Source organism: Plantibacter sp. T3 (assembly GCF_902506515.1).
GTDB lineage: Bacteria > Actinomycetota > Actinomycetes > Actinomycetales > Microbacteriaceae > Plantibacter > Plantibacter auratus.
This window is the reverse complement of record NZ_LR733286.1, coordinates 2,950,360-2,967,066: the sequence shown is the minus strand read 5'-3', so window position 1 is coordinate 2,967,066 and position 16,707 is coordinate 2,950,360. Positions and strand designations below refer to the sequence as shown.

General features: G+C 70.7%; 17 protein-coding genes. 10 read left to right on the top strand and 7 right to left on the bottom strand.

The window, feature by feature from the left end:
- Window positions 1-8: 8 nt before the first annotated feature.
- A complete protein-coding gene (locus GV015_RS14115; protein WP_079706054.1) occupies window positions 9-1,232 on the top strand; it encodes an MFS transporter in 1,224 nt (407 codons plus the stop codon).
- Here the strand turns inward: GV015_RS14115 and GV015_RS14110 are convergent.
- Both GV015_RS14110 and GV015_RS14105 read right to left on the bottom strand, forming a co-directional pair.
- Complete coding sequence (locus GV015_RS14110) at window positions 1,229-1,996, bottom strand: PIG-L family deacetylase (protein WP_159878908.1); 768 nt, start codon at window positions 1,994-1,996, stop codon at window positions 1,229-1,231. The two genes, GV015_RS14115 and GV015_RS14110, sit on opposite strands and share 4 nt — an antisense overlap.
- On the bottom strand, window positions 1,993-3,225 hold the full coding sequence (locus GV015_RS14105; protein ID WP_159878906.1) for a glycosyltransferase: 1,233 nt from the start codon (window positions 3,223-3,225) through the stop codon (window positions 1,993-1,995). The genes GV015_RS14110 and GV015_RS14105 overlap by 4 nt, the downstream gene beginning before the upstream one ends.
- A gap of 139 nt (window positions 3,226-3,364) precedes the next feature.
- Here GV015_RS14105 and GV015_RS14100 point away from each other — a divergent pair, with 139 nt between their 5' ends.
- From GV015_RS14100 to GV015_RS14080, 5 genes are all read left to right on the top strand, one after another.
- Window positions 3,365-3,787, top strand: coding sequence for a VOC family protein (locus GV015_RS14100; protein ID WP_370281952.1), 423 nt, complete (start codon window positions 3,365-3,367; stop codon window positions 3,785-3,787).
- A gap of 516 nt (window positions 3,788-4,303) precedes the next feature.
- Window positions 4,304-5,137 (top strand): DUF222 domain-containing protein, encoded by an 834-nt coding sequence (locus GV015_RS14095; protein ID WP_159878904.1) that lies wholly within the window; start codon window positions 4,304-4,306, stop codon window positions 5,135-5,137.
- Window positions 5,113-5,577, top strand: coding sequence for an HNH endonuclease signature motif containing protein (locus tag GV015_RS14090; RefSeq protein ID WP_159878902.1), 465 nt, complete (start codon window positions 5,113-5,115; stop codon window positions 5,575-5,577). The genes GV015_RS14095 and GV015_RS14090 overlap by 25 nt, the downstream gene beginning before the upstream one ends.
- Before the next feature lie 149 nt (window positions 5,578-5,726).
- Window positions 5,727-6,452: a TetR/AcrR family transcriptional regulator gene (locus GV015_RS14085; RefSeq protein ID WP_124769425.1), complete on the top strand. Its 726-nt coding sequence runs from the start codon at window positions 5,727-5,729 to the stop codon at window positions 6,450-6,452.
- Between the two features lie 65 nt (window positions 6,453-6,517).
- On the top strand, window positions 6,518-7,033 hold the full coding sequence (locus tag GV015_RS14080; protein ID WP_064296128.1) for a CarD family transcriptional regulator: 516 nt from the start codon (window positions 6,518-6,520) through the stop codon (window positions 7,031-7,033).
- 66 nt (window positions 7,034-7,099) lie between these two features.
- On the opposite strand, the gene GV015_RS14075 is transcribed toward GV015_RS14080, so the two are convergent.
- On the bottom strand, window positions 7,100-7,498 hold the full coding sequence (locus tag GV015_RS14075) for a hypothetical protein (RefSeq protein ID WP_159878900.1): 399 nt from the start codon (window positions 7,496-7,498) through the stop codon (window positions 7,100-7,102).
- 67 nt (window positions 7,499-7,565) lie between these two features.
- On the opposite strand from GV015_RS14075, the gene GV015_RS14070 reads away from it, so the two are divergent.
- On the top strand, window positions 7,566-8,405 hold the full coding sequence (locus tag GV015_RS14070; RefSeq protein WP_159878898.1) for a siderophore-interacting protein: 840 nt from the start codon (window positions 7,566-7,568) through the stop codon (window positions 8,403-8,405).
- Window positions 8,406-8,448: 43 nt separating this feature from the next.
- On the opposite strand, the gene GV015_RS14065 is transcribed toward GV015_RS14070, so the two are convergent.
- Complete coding sequence (locus tag GV015_RS14065) at window positions 8,449-9,447, bottom strand: NAD(+)/NADH kinase (protein WP_236555474.1); 999 nt, start codon at window positions 9,445-9,447, stop codon at window positions 8,449-8,451.
- A gap of 160 nt (window positions 9,448-9,607) precedes the next feature.
- On the opposite strand from GV015_RS14065, the gene GV015_RS14060 reads away from it, so the two are divergent.
- On the top strand, window positions 9,608-10,381 hold the full coding sequence (locus tag GV015_RS14060) for an alpha/beta hydrolase (protein ID WP_159878896.1): 774 nt from the start codon (window positions 9,608-9,610) through the stop codon (window positions 10,379-10,381).
- Window positions 10,382-10,423: 42 nt separating this feature from the next.
- Here the strand turns inward: GV015_RS14060 and GV015_RS14055 are convergent, their stop codons facing one another.
- Window positions 10,424-10,885, bottom strand: a complete 462-nt coding sequence (locus GV015_RS14055; protein WP_159878894.1) for a DUF3817 domain-containing protein — start codon at window positions 10,883-10,885, stop codon at window positions 10,424-10,426.
- Window positions 10,886-11,082: 197 nt separating this feature from the next.
- Between GV015_RS14055 and GV015_RS14050 the strand changes: the two genes are divergently transcribed.
- Window positions 11,083-12,132, top strand: coding sequence for an LLM class flavin-dependent oxidoreductase (locus GV015_RS14050; protein WP_159878892.1), 1,050 nt, complete (start codon window positions 11,083-11,085; stop codon window positions 12,130-12,132).
- Window positions 12,133-12,138: 6 nt separating this feature from the next.
- Here the strand turns inward: GV015_RS14050 and GV015_RS14045 are convergent, their stop codons facing one another.
- Entirely contained in the window at window positions 12,139-13,353 is a 1,215-nt protein-coding gene (locus GV015_RS14045) for a sensor histidine kinase (protein WP_159878890.1), read from the bottom strand.
- A 104-nt stretch (window positions 13,354-13,457) separates the two neighbouring features.
- Between GV015_RS14045 and GV015_RS14040 the strand changes: the two genes are divergently transcribed.
- Window positions 13,458-14,192, top strand: a complete 735-nt coding sequence (locus tag GV015_RS14040; RefSeq protein ID WP_079706041.1) for a response regulator transcription factor — start codon at window positions 13,458-13,460, stop codon at window positions 14,190-14,192.
- Window positions 14,193-14,219: 27 nt separating this feature from the next.
- Here GV015_RS14040 and GV015_RS14035 read toward each other — a convergent pair whose 3' ends face one another.
- Window positions 14,220-16,664, bottom strand: a complete 2,445-nt coding sequence (locus GV015_RS14035; RefSeq protein ID WP_159878888.1) for an ATP-dependent DNA ligase — start codon at window positions 16,662-16,664, stop codon at window positions 14,220-14,222.
- Window positions 16,665-16,707 lie beyond the last annotated feature (43 nt).

Sequence of the window (16,707 nt, the reverse complement as noted above, 5' to 3'; positions counted from 1 at the left end):
CTGAGAGCATGATCCGGCTCCCGTTCCGTCGTCCAGGCGGAGCGGGAGCCGTTCCTCGTGAGCCCCTCGGCCGCGAGGTCCTCGTCCTCGGCGGTGTCGCGTTCTTCGTGATGCTCGGGTTCGGTGTCGTGATCCCGGTCCTGCCCGTGTACGTGCGGAGTTTCGGCGTCGGCTACCTCGAGGTCGGGGCGGTCGTTTCGGTCTTCGCGCTCATGCGGCTCATCGCGAACCCGTTCGTGGGTGCGCTCGTCGATCGGATCGGCGAGCGGGTGGTGCTGGCCACCGGCATCGGGATCGTCGCGGTGTCGAGCGCGCTCGTCGGGCTCGCGGCGGACTATCCGCAGCTACTCCTGCTCCGCGGGGTCGGAGGTATCGGGTCGGCGATGTTCTCCGTCGCCGCGATGACACTGCTGCTGCGCACCACCCCACCGCACCGTCGTGGACGGGCGGTCGGGTTCTACCAGGGCGGGTTCCTCGTCGGCGGCATGGCCGGACCGGCCGTCGGTGGCCTGCTCGCGACCATCTCGCTCACGGCACCCTTCTTCTTCTACGCCGGGACCCTCGCGGTCGCCGGCGTCCTCGGACTCGTGATGCTGCGCGGCAGTCGGATCGCCGCGCCGGTCGAGACCGCCACGCAGGCCGAGCCGTTCCGCACCGTCCTCGCCGATCGCCGGTACCAGGCGGCGCTCCTCGCGAACTTCGCGAACGGATGGGCGTCGATGGGCGTCCGTGGCGCACTCGTGCCGGTCCTCGTGGTGGAGGCGCTCCATGAGGAGGCCGCCTGGACCGGGATCGCCTTCGCGATCGCCGCTGTCGCCCAGACGCTCGCGCTCGGTCCCGCCGGCCGCTTCGTCGACACCGTCGGGCGACGACCCGCGATGCTCGTCGCATTCCCGGTCGCGGCAGGGGCGCTGCTCGCCATGCCGTTCGTCGGTGAGCTCTGGCTGCTCGTCGTCGCCCTGTGCGTCTACGGCGTCGCGGCGGCCTTCCTCGGGACTGCTCCGGCGGCTGCCGTCGGAGACGCCGCGGGTGGTCGGGGAGGCCGGGCCGTCGCGGTCTTCCAGGCGACGTCCGATCTCGGCGCCATCGTCGGCCCGCTGGTCGCCGGCGCACTGCTCGACGCCTTCTCGTTCCCCGCGGCCTTCGGTTCCGCGGTCGTGCTCATGCTGCTCGTCCCCGTGCTCGCGGCCCGCATGCCGCGGGAGCACCGGAACCAGCCGGCGACCACCTAGCGGGACCGGAGTCGCAGACCCACCGAGGTGGTGATGCCCTCGCGCTGACCGCCGGAGTGAACGAGCTGCTCGCCGTCGACCGTCAGCTGGCTGGCGTGTTCCGCGAGTGCCGCGGCGACGATCGGGAGGCGGTGATCGAGTGGGAACCACACGGCGTCGTCGCCCAACGATTCCAGGTCGGTGCGGTGGTGCACGAGTTCCGCGAACGGCACCCCGCTCTTCCGCGCCGCGACGATCGCGGCCTCGTGCATGCGGAGGTGGTCAGGGTGCCCGTACCCGCCACCGTGGTCGTAGCTGATCACCAGGTCCGGCGAGACGTGTCCGATGAGCGCGACGAGGTCGTCGGCGACGAAGTCGAGCGGAGCGAGTGAGAACGCGCCGGGGGAGACGTCGTCAGCGGGGCCGGCGAGTCCCTCGCGCACCCACCGCATGCCAGAGTCCACGTACCGCGTCGACGTCCCCGGCCGGGCCGCCGGACCCGTACCCAACCAGAACTGCTCGGCCACGCCGAGCGTCCGGCAGGCGGCGGCGAGCTCCGACTCGCGGTGGGACGCGAGTGCAGCGGAGCCGGCGAGGGACCGGAGCGGGCCGTCGACGACCTCGCCGCGCTCGCCTCGCGTGGCCGTCACGAGGACGACGCGAGCCCCCTTGTCGACGAGCTCGGCGATGAGCGCACCCGAGGCGAGCGTCTCGTCGTCGGGGTGCGCGTGTGCGAGCAGGACGGTGCGCCCGCTGTCGACGAGCGGGAGGAGTCCGCGGTTCACGAGACGGAGGTCGCCGGAGCGGAGGCGGCGGCCGGAGTGGTGTCGAGCAGGGTCCGGTAGACGTCGACGAGGGCGTCGCCCGAGCGCTGCCAGTCGAACCGTTCTGCCCGACGTCGCGCTGCCGAACCGAGCTGCGCGAGGCGCTCCGGGTCGCCGAGGATGGACGAGACGGCCGCACCCCAGACCTGCGGGTCACGGGAGTCGATGACGATGCCCGTCTCACTGTCGACGACGGCCTCCCGCAAGCCGCCCGAGGCCGCCACGACGGTGGGCACGCCGCTCGCCGCGGCTTCCAGTGCGACGAGACCGTACGTCTCCGAATGGGAGGGGACGAGCACGAGCGAGCTCTCGCGGAACAGCGTGGCGAGCCCGACGCGCGACTGCGGCCCGACGAATCGGACGTCGTCGGCGACGCCGAGGTCGCGGGCGAGGGCGGCGAGTTCCTCGGCGTAGCGGTCGTAGTCGACCGAGACGTCCCCGGCGATGACGAGTTCGGGGCGGAGCTCGGGCGCGACCGCGGCGATGGTCTCGATGGCGAGGTCGAAGCCCTTCAGCGGGTGCAGGCGACCGGCGACCACCGCGGTCGGACGACCTGCACGAGGACCGTCGAGCGGGTGGAACAGCGTCCCGTCGACACCGGGTGGCACGATCGACACCCGATCGGGGCGGGCTCCGAGCCGGGTGATCGCGGTGTCGGCCTCGGCCGCGCTGATCGCGACGACTGCGTCCGACTCCGCGGCGAGCCGTGCCTCGCCGGCCAGGCGCCCGGGGGACTCGGCGCGCTCGCCGTGCGAGAGCGGCGTGGTGGACTCGGCGGCGATGCTGTGGAAGCTCTGCACGTGCGGGATCCCCAGCTCCCGCGCGAGGGGAAGTGCGGCCATGCCGGAGAACCAGTGGTGGGCGTGCAGGACGTCGTATCGCGGCAGTCGGGCGAGTTCCGAGCGGAAGTCCTCGACGAACTCCTCGTGCCGACCCTTCGCGACCGGCTCGACGGGACCGGCGTCGAGGAAGCGCAGGGTCACGCCGGGGGCGAGGGAGGCGGCGGACGGCTGGTCGGCCGAAGACCGCCGGGTGATGACGTCGACCTCGTGGCCCGCTGCGCCCATCGCGACGGCCTGATGACGGACCACGACGTTCATCCCGCCGGCATCACCGGAACCCGGCTCGTCACCGGGACTGGTGTGGAGCGAGATCATCGCGATGCGGAGGGGCTGGGGTTGCGAGGGCACCAGACGAGCCTAGTAGTCGTGGGCGTCCCGGCCCCTCGTGACGGAGACACCGGAACGTGCTCGCGCATCCGACGTCGGAGCGTGAGAATGATCGCGAGACGAGCGCGACGATGCGCCCGCCCAGGCGAAAGGGACGATCATGACGACGCTCAACCCGTACCTCGGCTTCCGCGGGACAGCCCGCGAGGCGATGGAGTTCTATCAGGGGGTCTTCGGCGGCGAGCTGCTGCTCTCGACCTTCCGTGACTTCGGTGCCGAGGTCGAGCCGGACGAGCTGGATCTGGTCATGCACGCCCAGCTCACGGGTGATGCTGGTGTGGTCTTCATGGCGTCGGACACCCCGAAGCACATGGACTACAGCAGGGGCAGCGACTTCTCGATGTCGCTGAGCGGGCCGAACGAGGACGAAGCGCAACTGACCGGCTACTTCGACAGCCTTGCAGCCGGCGGGACGGTTCAGCAGCCACTCACGGTGGCGCCCTGGGGTGACTCCTTCGGCATGCTGCAGGACCGCTTCGGGGTCGCTTGGATGGTGAACATCGCCGCCCCTGCAGCCGCGTAGCCGGGGAACCCTTCCAGCTGGAGACGCCCGGCGAGGGACCTCCCGTTCCGGTGATCTTCTCCCGGTCCCTGATCTTGTCGAAGGGCTCGCGTAGGCACTTCGACAGGCTCAGTGACCGGGAGAGGTGCACTCGCATTCACTCCGTTCGCCGAGCAACCCTCTCCGGTCCCTGAGCCTGTCGAAGGGCGCGCCAGAGACCCCGCGAAGCCGGTATCTCTCTTCCGGTCCCTGACCCTGTCGAAGGGCTCACGAGCAACCTCCTGCTCCGGTGATCCTCTCCCGGTCCCTGAGTAACCTCTTCCGGTCCCTGAGTAACCTTTCCCGGTCCCTGAGTAACCTCTTCCGGTCCCTGAGCCTGTCGAAGGGCACACGAGTGACCTCCGGCTCCGGTGATCCTTTCCCGGTCCCTGAGTAACCTCTTCCGGTCCCTGAGCCTGTCGAAGGGCACACGAGGGACTTCCACAACCGGAACCACTTACCATCTGGAATGTCAGTGGTCCATGGTGAACTTGTTCCATGACCGAGACCACCCCCGCCGCCGCGATCCGCGCTGGCGACGAGTACGCCGCGCAGCTGGCTGAATTCTCGGACGAGTGGGCGGAGCTCCACCGGCAGCAGGCCTTCCTGGACGCGCGGAAGGCGCGCCTCCTGGCCCGCTCCGCCGCCTATGCCGATGCCTTCGCGGACGCCACGGTCCCGGCTATCTTCCCGCCGGCTGAACGTCAGGCGCTCTCACGCCGGTCAACGTGCGCGGCCCTCGCGATGGCGACCCGGATGCCGGAGCGGACGGTCCAGCTTGCGACGAACGACGCCGAACGTCTGGTGAATGACTCACCGGCTGTGCTGGCGTCGCTCGAGGCCGGCCGCATCTCGGCCTGGCATGCGAAGGTGATCACCGACCAACTCCGCGACGTCCCGATCGCAGGCCGCGCAGCGTTCCTCGACCAGGTCCTGCCAGAGGCGGAGCGCATGACCGCCGCAGGCCTCAAGAGCCGCGCCCGCGTCCTGCGGGAGCGTCTCCACCCGGAATCCATCACCGCCCGCGCCGTCCGCGCCGAGGCTGACCGCCGGGTCGAGTTCGAACCCGCAGCCGACGGCATGGCCTGGGTGCACCTCTTCACCACCGCACCCATCGCGCAAGGCATCATCGAGCGGATCGAGGCGGCTGCCGCGGAATCGCGCAAGGCCGGTGACACCCGCACGTGCGCGCAGCTGCAGGCCGATGCCCTCGCGGCGCTCGCGCTCACCGGAGTGACCCCGGACGACGTCATGTCGAGCCCAGTGCTCCGCACCCGATCGAGGTGCAGGAGCACATCAAGCCCACCGTGCAGATCACCGTCCCGGCATTGAGCATGGCCGGTGTCAGCGACGCTCCGGCCACCCTCGACGGCTACGGCCCGATCGACCCGGAGACCGCCGCACGTATCGCAGTGAACGCGCCCAGCTTCACCCGGATCCTCGTCCAGCCGGAAACAGGTGCGATGCTCTCCGTTGGGCGGGGCCAGTACCGCGTTCCGGCCGACCTCCAACGCGCGGTCCGCCTGCGAGACGGCACCTGTCGCGCACCGGGCTGCGGCAGGCGAGCCAGGGCCTGCGACCTCGATCATTCGGTCGCCTGGCAGGACGGCGGCGCAACAGATGTCGGCAATCTCGCCTGCCTCTGCCGACATCACCACCGGATGAAGCACCTCCCCGGGTGGGACCTCGCGCATCGGCCGGGCGGGGTCCTCGACTGGACGACACCCGACGGGAAGCAGTGTCGGACCGAACCGGATCCCGCACCGTTCTGACCGTTTCCGGCCCCTGAGCCTGTCGAAGGGTTCCTCGTGGGCACTTCGACGAGCTCAGTGACCGGGAAATGTCTGTCCGCACCGCTTCGGTCCCCGAGCCGACACCTGTCTCGGACAGTTGTCCGAGAAGTCGTGGTACACTGGTGGGAATGCCTCGCACATCAGGAGTTCCCGCCCTCGGTGTCGAGCAGTCCACCACTGAACGTCCCGCTCCGCCGTCGCGCGTCGAGCGCTTCGCTCCCGTCCTCCGAGTGACGGGCGACCCACGTGCCGAGCGCACCAGGCAGACGATCTTCGACGCCGTCGCCACCATCCTCGCCGGTCGGCCGGAACGCGTGTCCGTCGGCGACATCGTCCGGGTCGCCGGCATCAGCCGCAGCTCGTTCTACGCACACTTCTCCAGCCTCGACGACCTCACCGCGGCCTACCTGCGGGTGCAGTTCGCCGGCCTTGCCGCGTCCGGTGTCTCGGTGCGTCCCGCCGGGGAGTCGCTGGGCAGCGCCGAGCGCGCCCGCGAAGCCTACCGACGCCTCGTCGCCCAGCTCCTCGAAGACGCACCGCTCTACTCGAGCGTGCTCGAGCTCCCCGTCGCCCGCAGTGCGTTCGACGACCTCGTCGGCGAGCACGCCGACCACCTCATCGGCTCGCTGCTCGAGCGCACCGAGGTCCCGGTCGGCATCCCGGCGGGCCTGGTCTCCGCCTATGTCGCCGGTGGCACGCTCTCCCTCGTCGACGGCTGGCGCCGCGGACGCATCGACGTCTCGGACGACGAACTGGTCGAAGCCCTGGTCGCCCTGCTGCCCGCCTGGCTGCTCGACGAACGTCCCGTCGGCGCGTCACCGCCACCACCGACCCCCGAACCATCCGGCCGCTGAACCGCCGGAGCACGACGACGCCGGTGCGCGAGTACCGGTGACGACCTGAGAAGAGAAGAGGAACCATGCAGTTCATCGTTGGAGAGACCCTGGTCTACCCGCACCACGGAGCGGTCACCATCACCGAGTTGTCGAAGGTGACGATCAAGGGTGTCGAGCAGGACGTCATGACGCTTCGCGTGCACACGTCCGAGCTCACCATCAAGCTGCCGATCGCGAACGCCGACCTCGTCGGTGTGCGCGACGTCATCGACCACGACGGCGTCCAGGCCGTCTACGGCGTGCTCCGCGAGCCGTTCGTCGAGGAGCCCGGCAACTGGTCGCGTCGGTACAAGGCCAACCAGGAGAAGATGGCCAGTGGTAACGTCCACCGCGTCGGCGAGGTCGTCCGCGACCTGTGGCGTCGCGACCAGGACAGCGGCGTGTCGGCCGGCGAGAAGCGCATGCTCCAGAAGGCGCGCCAGGTGCTCGTCTCCGAACTCGCGCTCGCGCAGTCGATGACGGACGAAGAGGCGTCCGCGGGCCTCGACGAGGTGCTCGCCTCGTCGATCGCGACCCCCGAGGCCGTCGCCGCCAAGTAGGACCCATGTACACGAGGAGCGCCCCGCCGGTTCGGCGGGGCGCTCCTCGTCGTCGTGGAGGGCGCCTCAGTTCCCGGTGTTGCCACTCACGATCGCCAGCACGCCGACGACCGCGATGGCGATGATCGGACCGAACGACAGGGCGGCCTTGGTGACCGTCCAGGCACGGCTCTCGCGTTCCGGTGCCGGCAGTTCTGCGGGCGACACGTAGACCGGCGCCTGCCCACCGTCACCGGAAGCGCCGCCGCTGAGCTGCAACACCCGCGTGTCCGTCCACGCTCGTCCGTCGAAGTGGACCTGGCGTTCCTCGTCGGTCGGGTGCGGGTACCAGCCGGCGGCTTCGGCCTGCGACGGCTTGTCCCGCTGGAACCGCAGCACCCTCGAGTCGCCCCAGGTCTCGCCGTCGAAGTGGAGTTCCTTCGTCGGGTCGTCGGGGTGCGGATACCAGCCTGCGGTCGTAGCCATCCCTCAAGTATGACAGCGGGATCGGGGATGCCGAGACCGTCCGATGGGCGGCAGAATGGAGACAATCATGACGACGACACCGCGACCTCGAGCCCCACGTCCACAGATCATCCTCGAGGTGGTCCGCAGTTCCTGGGTCACACCGCACCTCGTGCGCCTCACCCTCGGCGGTCCCGGCTTCGCCGACTTCCAGCCCAAGGACGCCACCGACAGCTACGTGAAGATCTCCTTCGCCAAGCCCGAACTCGGCCTCGAGCCGCCGTACGACCTCGCGGCGCTCCGCGAGACGCTGGCACCCGCCGACCTCCCGGTCACCCGCACCTACACGGTGCGACGCGTGGACCAGGCGGCGGGCACCATGGACATCGACTTCGTGGTGCACGGCGATGAGGGGATCGCCGGCCCGTGGGCCGCTGCCGCTCAGCCGGGAGACCGCGTCGTGCTCGCCGGCCCCGGCGGTGCCTACCGGCCCGACCCGACCGCCGACTGGCACCTCTTCGCGGGCGACGAGTCGGCGATCCCCGCGATCGCCGCCGCCCTCGAGGCACTCCCGGCGGATGCGACGGGGCTCGCGTTCCTCGAGATCGGTGGGCGGGACGACCTCGTCGACCTCGACCACCCGGCCGGGGTGCAGCTCATCTGGGTCGGCCGTGCGGCCCGCGACGAATCGACGGCTGCGCTCCTCGCGACCGCCATCAGCGGACACCCGTGGCCCGACGGACGCGTGCAGGTCTTCGCCCACGGCGAGCGGGAGTCGATGAAGGCGTTGCGCGAGGTGTTCCTCACCCAACGAGGGCTCGACCGCTCCCAGCTGTCACTGTCCGGGTACTGGGCCTACGGACGCACGGAGGACCGCTTCCAGGCGGAGAAGCGCGAACCGATCGGGGTCGTCCTGCCGACGTCGTGACGCCCGCCCCGCCCCGGCGCCGCGCTGCGGGCGGGCGCGGGACTCAGTGCGAGGGGTCGGCCGGCTTGCTCCGCGTCCGGCGGACCCGCGACGGACGCTCGACGCGCGCGCGGATGTCCGGTGGAACGAGGTCGAGCAGCTGATCGCGCCGCAACGGGAGGTCGAGCAGGCTGAGTTTCATCCGGCCCTTGCGCGAGTGCCGGCTCGGGTCGAGACGGACGACGTTGGCTGCGTCGCGCACGAGCCGGACGGTCACGACCGCGCCACTTGCAACATCGGCGAGGACCTGGCCGTCGATCTCGACGGCGGCCTGCTTGGTCGCCGTCCCGATCGAGAACTGCAGGCGCTCCGCCGGCCCGAGGATGAAGGAGCGGTCGATGCCCGACATCGGGGCGACCGGCGTCACGACGGTGGCGGCGACGGCGGGGGAGAGCACCGGTCCGCCGGCCGCGTAGTTGTAGGCGGTCGATCCGGTCGGGGTGGCGATCACGATCGCATCGGCTTTGAAGTACCCGTAGGCGGTGCCGTCCACGGCGAGGTCGGCCATGACCACGCCGGTTCCCGGGCGCCGGGCGATGGAGACGTCGTTGAAGGCGAGGAGATGGGCGACCTGCTCGCCGGTGGTGATCGTCACCTCGAGGCCGTGGTGCGGTTCGAGGGAGAACTCGTTGTCGCTGACCCGTTGGAGCGCCTCCGCGAGTGCGGCCGGTTCGACCTCCACGAGGAAGCCGACGTTGCCGTAGTTGACGCCGAGCACCGGTGCGGACCGGCCGGCGAGCAGCCGCATCGCCCCGAGCATCGTGCCGTCGCCGCCCATCGCCACGGCGACGTCGACCGACGACGCGAAGGCGTCCTCGTCGAGCAGTTCGACGTCGTCGCCGAGCCGGTTGGCCTCGGCGCGGAGTCCGACGAGGCGCGCGCCGTGTTCGAGCTGCCATGAGCGGAGGATGCGGACGGAGTCGTCGATGTTCTTCGTCGGGTGCGTGATGAGGCCGATCGTCATCGACGGCCCGGTGGGGTGCTTCGTGCGAGTGGTGGTCACCCGTCGAGCATAGGCCGATCGCCTGACAGCGCGACCGGGACTCGAGCGCCCAGCGGGCAGCAGCGTGGCTCGCGACCGACGCGCGCCGGACCGGGTTTGGGATACTGGAGGGAGCCGGTCCGCCGTGATCCTCGCGGCGCGCCGAGCGTGGAGGAACGACATGAGCGATGTGACCGAGCACCCTGGCCGACCACGGCGGGCGGGGCGGCTGAAGCCGATCCTCATCGGAATCCTCTGTGCGGTGCTCGTCGTCGTCCTCGGGTTCGTCGTCTGGACCCAGATCGTCATGCAGGGCACCCGTCCCGCCGCACTCGCGGTGTGGGAGAACCCGGCGGTCTCCGTCACCGACGTCGGCGACGCGGTGGTCCTCGCCCCGACCGCGGACGCCGAGCGTCCGGCCTCCGGTACCGGTCTCGTCTTCATCCCCGGCGCGAAGGTCGACCCCTACGCCTACCTGTTCAAGCTGTCCGGCGTCGTCGAGGAGGCCGGCGTGACCGTGGTCATCACGAAGCCGACGCTGAACCTGGCGTTCTTCGACCAACGGCCGCTGGAGACGTTCACCGCCGCCGCCCCGGACGTCGACACCTGGTTCGTCGGTGGCCACTCACTCGGTGGGGTGCGCGCCTGCCAGCTCGCGGAGGATCCCGCGGTGACGGGTCTCGTCCTGTTCGGGAGTTACTGCGCGAACGATCTCTCCGGCTCGGCCCTCGAGGTGCTGAGCCTCGCGGGGAGCGACGACGGACTGAGCACCCCGGAGAAGGTCGCCGACGCGCGCGTCCGGCTGCCCGCTGACGCGACGATGATCGAGATCGACGGCGCGAACCACGCGAGCTTCGGTGACTACGGGGTGCAGCCCGGTGATGGCTCGGCGACGATCTCCACCGATGTGGCCCGCTCCGAGATCACGCGGGATCTGGTCGAGCTGCTCGGCTGAGCGCAGGGGGTGGGCCCCAGTGTGCAGCAGGGATCCTGACGATCAGCCCTTCGGGACCGGCGGCCCGACGACGAGCAGGGCCGCGAAGACGGCGACGACCACGAGGCCGCCGACGACCACGAGCAGGATCGGGTGTCGGACGAGCCAGCGCGTCAGGCGGTCGAGCACGCGCTGGTCGCGCGGGTCGGCGCCCGCCTCGCGGCGCCACGCCCCGTCGAGTCGGCCGGTGCGGTCCGCCCAGACGTCGAAGGGGATGGTCGCGTACGGGACGACGGCGCTCACGAGGCCCACGAGGATCGTGCCGATGGGCCAGCGCTGGTTGATCCCGATGAGCAGGACCGTCGCGCCGTACACGAGGAACACGAAGCCGTGCAGCGCGCCACCGATGCTCACGCCGAGGTCGGTCGTCTTCGTGACGTACTTGAGGATCATCCCGATGATGAGCAGGGTCCAGGTGATCGCCTCGGCGATCGCGATCAGGCGGAAGAGGCGGCGCGGCGACACAGGGGCTCCAAGGCTCGGGGTGCAGGTCTTCCAGCTTGCCAGGGACGGCTGAGAAGGCGCTCCCAGCCGGCATCCGGTTCTGCCACCCTGGGGGGATCGGGAATACCCGTCGGAGTGACGGGGTTCACCGATATGTATGCAAACACATACAATCGCCTTGACAGCTCGCGGCGAGCCACACGACGTTGGAGAACCCCATGACCACACCCCTCGAGTTCGGCATCGACACCTTCGGTGACGTCACGGTCGACGCCGACGGCGCGCCACTGTCCCAGGCGCAGGTCCTGCGCAACGTCGTGGAGCAGGGCGTCCACGCCGAGGCGGTCGGCCTCGATTTCATCGGCGTGGGGGAGCACCACCGTGAGGACTTCGCGGTCTCGTCACCCGAGGTCGTGCTGGCGGCGATCGCGGCCCGCACCGAGCGCATCCATCTCGGATCCGCTGTCACGGTGCTGAGCTCCGACGACCCGGTGCGCGTCTACCAGCGGTTCGCGACGCTCGACGGCATCTCCGGAGGGCGGGCCGAGGCCATCCTGGGCCGCGGATCCTTCACCGAGTCGTTCCCGCTCTTCGGGTACGAGCTGTCGCAGTACGAGGAGCTCTTCGAGGAGAAGCTCGAGCTGTTCGTCGCCCTCCTCGAGCAGGAACCGGTCACCTGGTCGGGCAAGACGCGCGCGCCGCTCCGGGAGCAGTCGGTCTACCCCCGGGTGGAGCACGGGAAGCTGAAGACGTGGGTCGGTGTCGGCGGAAGCCCCGAGTCGGTCGTGCGGACCGCTCGATACGGCCTGCCGATGATGCTGGCCGTGATCGGCGGTGGGCCGCTGCGGTTCGCCCCCTTCGTCGACCTCTACCACCGCGCACTCGCGCAGTTCCAGCTGCCGACCCAGCCCGTCGGCATGCACTCGCCTGCCCACATCGCCGAGACCGATGAGCTCGCGCAGGAGCAGCTCTGGCCGCACTACCGGGCGATGATGGACCGGATCGGCCGCGAGCGGGGCTGGAGCCCGATGACGCGCGGGCACTTCGAGCAGGAGGCCGGCCCGGAGGGTGCGCTGTTCGTCGGTTCGCCCGAGACGGTCGCACGGAAGGTCGCGACCGCGGTCGACGGCTTGGGGCTGTCCCGCGTGGATCTGAAGATCAGCAACGGTTCGCTGTCGCACGAGCACCTCATGGACAGCATCGGTCTGTACGGGTCCGCGGTCGTCCCTCGCGTCCGCGAACTGCTCGCCGAGACCTCGGCCGCCTGATCCGGCTCAGCGGATGGCCGGCGCGCGGTAGGGCATCGTCAGGGTCAGGACGGTGCCGCCGGTCTCGTCGTCGGTTGCCGGGCCGACCCTGAGGGAGCCGCCGAAGGCGCCGGCCCGTCGATCCAGCTGCAGCAGGCCGCCGGACGGTTCGGCGTCGTCGCGGAGACCGGAGCCGTTGTCGACGACGCGCAGCTCGACGGCGCCCGCCATCGTCCCTCGCCGCTCGGTGGCGGGCGACGAGACCCGGAGGTCCACGACGAGTCGGTCGGCCGCCCCGTGGGTCAGTGCGTTCGTCACGGCCTCCTCGAGCGTGCGGACGACGACCGCGCGCTCCGCGGTCGTGAAGACGTTGTCGATCGGGTCGTCGAGCAGCCGGAATTCCGGAGAGACGTCGAGACTGGTGGTGATCGACGGGGGGAGCCGTTGCAGGATCGCGCGGATGCTCGGTGCGATCCCGACCTCGAGCAGCGGCGGTGACAGGAGCCGGCTGAGTTCGCGCACGTCGCGCTCGCGCACGGTGCGGAGTTCCTCGCCGAGCGACCGCAGGGTCCTGGCCGCATCCGACCCGACGTCCGGGCCGCCCTGCTCGAGGGCCGTGGTGACGGATGCGAGCTGGGCGCTGATGAGGACGAGGTGCTGCTGCAGGGTGCCGTGCAGGCCTTCCGCGACCTCCCGCTTCACCCGCAGCTCCTCACCCTGCAGGGACTGGAGGGCGAGGTCGGCCCGGTGTCGCTGATCGGCGTGCGCGCGCTCCTCCTCGCGGGCGCGTCGCCGGGCGGCACTGAGGCTGAACCCGAACGTCGCGCAGACCGCCAGGGCGAGCGTCGTCGTTCCGGCTTCGACGAGGACCGTCTGCAGGCTCGGGTCGCGGTACACGCCCAGCAGGAGCTGGAGTCCGCTTCGCAGCAGCCCCGTCAGCATCGCCACGAGGAGGACGCCCGCGAGCACCTTGGGGCGCCACCATTCGTGGAGCGACGGCCCCCACCTCGACCACAGCAGGAGTGCGAGCACGAGGATCGCCGCGCTCAACGAGACGAGGTTCGCGGTGACCCGTTCGGCGAGCATGCCACGCGTCCCGCCCGGGGCGACCCAGGTGTAGATGTAGACGCTCTGGAACGACACGGCGAGTCCGAAGACCGCGGCCATGGCGCCGCTGGCCGTGATGAACGCCCGGCTGTCGCTCCAGCGCTCAGCGCGAGGGGTCCGGGCCTCCTGGGTCATGGCTCCATTCTGACCTGCCGTGCGCGCCACCGCCGACATCGACGTGCGGCCGGTCGGGAGCTTCCCCCTCGGTCGTTCCCCGGTCGATCCGGGATACTCGGAACATGCACCACCAGTCGCACTCCGACCCCTCGCCCGCCGCGCTGTCCACGGTCGGTGACGCGACGACGGACGCCGCGACCACCAGGCCGCTGCGTGTCGGGGTGATCGAGGATCAGCCGCTGCTCGGCGGCATGCTCGCCGAGCTGCTCGACGGGGCGCCAGGCGTGGAGTTCGTCGGGCGTGCCGGTACGGTCGCCGAGGCCCGCAGGCTGTTCCTCCCGGGAACGGTGGACGTGCTGACCATGGACATCGAGCTGCCCGACGGCAACGGGGTGAGCCTCGGCGTCTCCCTCCGCCGTGCGCAACCCGGCCTCGGTGTCGTCCTGCTGTCCGCCTACGACCTCATGGACATGCTGCTCGAGATGCCGGCGGACGTCCGCGACGGGTGGAGCTACCTGTCGAAGACCTCGTCGCTCACGCGCGAGATCCTCCTCGAGGCCATCCGGGTCTCCGCACGTGGCGAGACGATGCTCGATCCCGAACTCATCGACCGGACCCGGCCCAGGGCGGGATCGAGTCTCGAGTCGCTCACCGACCGGCAGTACGCCGTCCTGCAGCTGCTCGCGACCGGTCGTTCGAACACGGGGATCGCGACCAGGCTCGGGATCGCGGAGAAGTCCGTCCAGAACCACCTCACGGCGATCTACGCCGCACTCGGGATCGAGCACGACACCTCGAGCAACCCGCGGGTCTCGGCCGTCCTCGCCCTCCTCGCCGAATCCGGCCGCTTGTCCTGACGGGACGTCCGCGGTCGATGCGCGGGCTCAGCGTCCGCGGTCCGGCGCTTCGAGGTCGTCCACCGTCCGATCGGGGCGCCACCCACGCCAGACCGGATGCCTGAACCGTCCGTCCGGTGTCCACTCGCTGAAGCGGACCTCCCCGACGAGGACGGGTTCCACCCAGTTGGCGTCGGCCGCATCGGCCGGCGGGACACCCACGAGGGCCGTCGATGCCCGGCCCAGCCGTTCGAAGCGGAGCGCGGTCGCCGCCAACTCCTGATCGCTGAAGCCGCTTCCGACCCGTCCCGCGTAGTGCAGCAACCCGTCCGAGCCCGGCACCCCGAGCAGGAGCGACCCGATCCCACCCGAGCGCCCGCCCCGACCGGGACGCCAGCCGGCCACGACGACCTCCTCCATGCGTTCGTGCTTGAACTTGACCCAGGTGCTGCTGCGCCGACCCGGGCGGTAGCGTCCGTCGAGCTCCTTCGCCATCACCCCCTCCAACCGCAACCCCCGACTCACCTCGAGCGCATCGTCGAGCGAGCCGTCGATCGTCGGTGGCACCTGGACGACGGTCCCGGATCCGATCGTCCGCTCGAGCAGTTCGCGACGCTCCCGGTAGGGCAGCTCCGTCCGATCCGTGTCGTCCAGCGCGAGCAGGTCGAACAGCAGCAGCCGGACCGGCGTCCGACGGCGCTCCCGTTCGACGTCCCGCTCCGCGGTGAGCTGCATCCGACGCTGCAGCAGCGAGAAGTCGGGACGGCCGTCAGGACCCGACGCCACGATCTCGCCGTCGAGGACGACCGCACGGCCGGCGAGCGACGCCGCGAGTTCCTCGACCACCTCCGGGTACGCCGCCGTGAGGTCCTTGCCGTTCCGGCTCGACAACCGCACCCGCCCCGTCGAGCCGTCGACGCTCGCGATCGCACGGATGCCGTCCCACTTCATCTCGAACGCCCAGGATCCGTCGTCGACCAGCTCGCCGGGTGCCGCGACACTCGCGAGCATGGGGGTGGGGATCCCCCGAGGCCGTGCGACCGGGGGAGCCGGCGGGTCGCCCGGGGCGCGCATCCGGTGGATGAGCCACGACGGCGCCTCCCGTCCCGTCCCGCCCGCGGTCCGGATGAGCGCGAACCGCATCGGCCCGCCGAGCGCACCTCCCGCCCGGCCGTGCAGGGTCCCGATGACCTCGTCGTCGCGCCACTTCTCCAGCTCGTAGGTGCCCGCGTCCCAGATGGTCACCTCACCGGCCCCGTACTCACCAGCAGGGATCGTGCCCTCGAAACTGCCGTACTCGATGGGGTGGTCCTCCGTGCGCACCGCCAGATGGTTGCTGCTCGGATCCGTCGGCACCCCCTTCGGCAGGGCCCACGACACCAGCACGCCGTCGTGCTCGAGTCGGAAGTCATGGTGGAGTTTCCTGGCGTCGTGCCGCTGGATCACGAACGAGCGCGGTGTCCCGGCAGCGGCAGGCGACGGCGGTCCGTCCGGGACGGGCTCGGGCGTCCGCTCCGCGTCCCGCTTCCGCCGATACTCCACGAGCCGGTCCTCGTGTTCCGACGGGCGGATCGTGATCGACGGACGCGGGTCGCCGAGCACCCGCAACGGGTCCTCACCGTCCGCAAGACGCTCGAGCACCGCAGGGAACTCCAGCTGCGCCAGCCCCGGATCGTCGAGCTCCTCCCACCGGCGGGGAGCCGCCACCGTCGGCCGCGACCGACCCCGCAACGAGAACGGCGCGATCGTCGTCTTCGACCCGTTGTTCTGACTCCAGTCGACGAAGACCTTCCCCGTCCGCCGCTGCTTCGACATCTCACTCACCACGAGACCCGGCTCGTCCGCAGCCAGCGCCCGCGCGAGCTCATGCGCCACGAGCGACACCTCCTCGGAGCTCTGCCGACCGTCCAACGCCGCGTACAGGTGGATCCCCTTGCTCCCACTCGTGAGCGGGACCGGATCCAGCCCCATGTCCACCAACACCGCCCGCGCCAGGCCCGCGACCCCCGCGCACTCGGCGAGGGACACCCCCTCACCCGGATCGAGGTCGAGGACGAGACGGTCGGGCGGACGGCGCTCGCCGGATCGGTCGAACCGCCACTGCGGCACGTGCAGCTCGAGCGCACCCAGCTGCGCCAGCCACGTGAGAGTCGCGAGATCGTCGACGATCGGGTACTCGTTCGTGTGATCGCTGTGCTCGATGGGGAGCCGTTGGACCCAGTCGGGAGCCGAGGCACCCAGGTCCTTCTGGAAGAACCCCGACTCCGGCGACGCAGCCGTCCCGACGCCGTGCACCCAGCGTTTCCGGGTCACCGGCCGATCGGCGAGGTGCGGGAGCAGGTGTTCGGCGACCGCGGCGTAGTAGGCGAGGACCTCGGCCTTCGTCGTGCCGGTCTCGGGGTACAGCACCTTGTCGAGATGGGTGAGCTGGATCCGGCGTCCGTCGACGTCGACCCACTGCGTCTGCCCGCCGCCACCGCTCGTCCTCGCCATGGCGATCAGCCTGCCGCCCACGGGCGTCAAGGGCTAGCCCTTG

Coding starts and splice junctions, on each gene's coding strand:
- GV015_RS14115 (WP_079706054.1), top strand. CDS start 9: ATGATCCGGCTCCCGTTCCGTCGTCCAGGCGGAGCGGGAGCCGTTCCT.
- GV015_RS14100 (WP_370281952.1), top strand. CDS start 3,365: ATGACGACGCTCAACCCGTACCTCGGCTTCCGCGGGACAGCCCGCGAG.
- GV015_RS14095 (WP_159878904.1), top strand. CDS start 4,304: ATGACCGAGACCACCCCCGCCGCCGCGATCCGCGCTGGCGACGAGTAC.
- GV015_RS14085 (WP_124769425.1), top strand. CDS start 5,727: ATGCCTCGCACATCAGGAGTTCCCGCCCTCGGTGTCGAGCAGTCCACC.
- GV015_RS14080 (WP_064296128.1), top strand. CDS start 6,518: ATGCAGTTCATCGTTGGAGAGACCCTGGTCTACCCGCACCACGGAGCG.
- GV015_RS14075 (WP_159878900.1), bottom strand. CDS start 7,498: ATGGCTACGACCGCAGGCTGGTATCCGCACCCCGACGACCCGACGAAG.
- GV015_RS14070 (WP_159878898.1), top strand. CDS start 7,566: ATGACGACGACACCGCGACCTCGAGCCCCACGTCCACAGATCATCCTC.
- GV015_RS14060 (WP_159878896.1), top strand. CDS start 9,608: ATGAGCGATGTGACCGAGCACCCTGGCCGACCACGGCGGGCGGGGCGG.
- GV015_RS14050 (WP_159878892.1), top strand. CDS start 11,083: ATGACCACACCCCTCGAGTTCGGCATCGACACCTTCGGTGACGTCACG.
- GV015_RS14045 (WP_159878890.1), bottom strand. CDS start 13,353: ATGACCCAGGAGGCCCGGACCCCTCGCGCTGAGCGCTGGAGCGACAGC.
- GV015_RS14040 (WP_079706041.1), top strand. CDS start 13,458: ATGCACCACCAGTCGCACTCCGACCCCTCGCCCGCCGCGCTGTCCACG.
- GV015_RS14035 (WP_159878888.1), bottom strand. CDS start 16,664: ATGGCGAGGACGAGCGGTGGCGGCGGGCAGACGCAGTGGGTCGACGTC.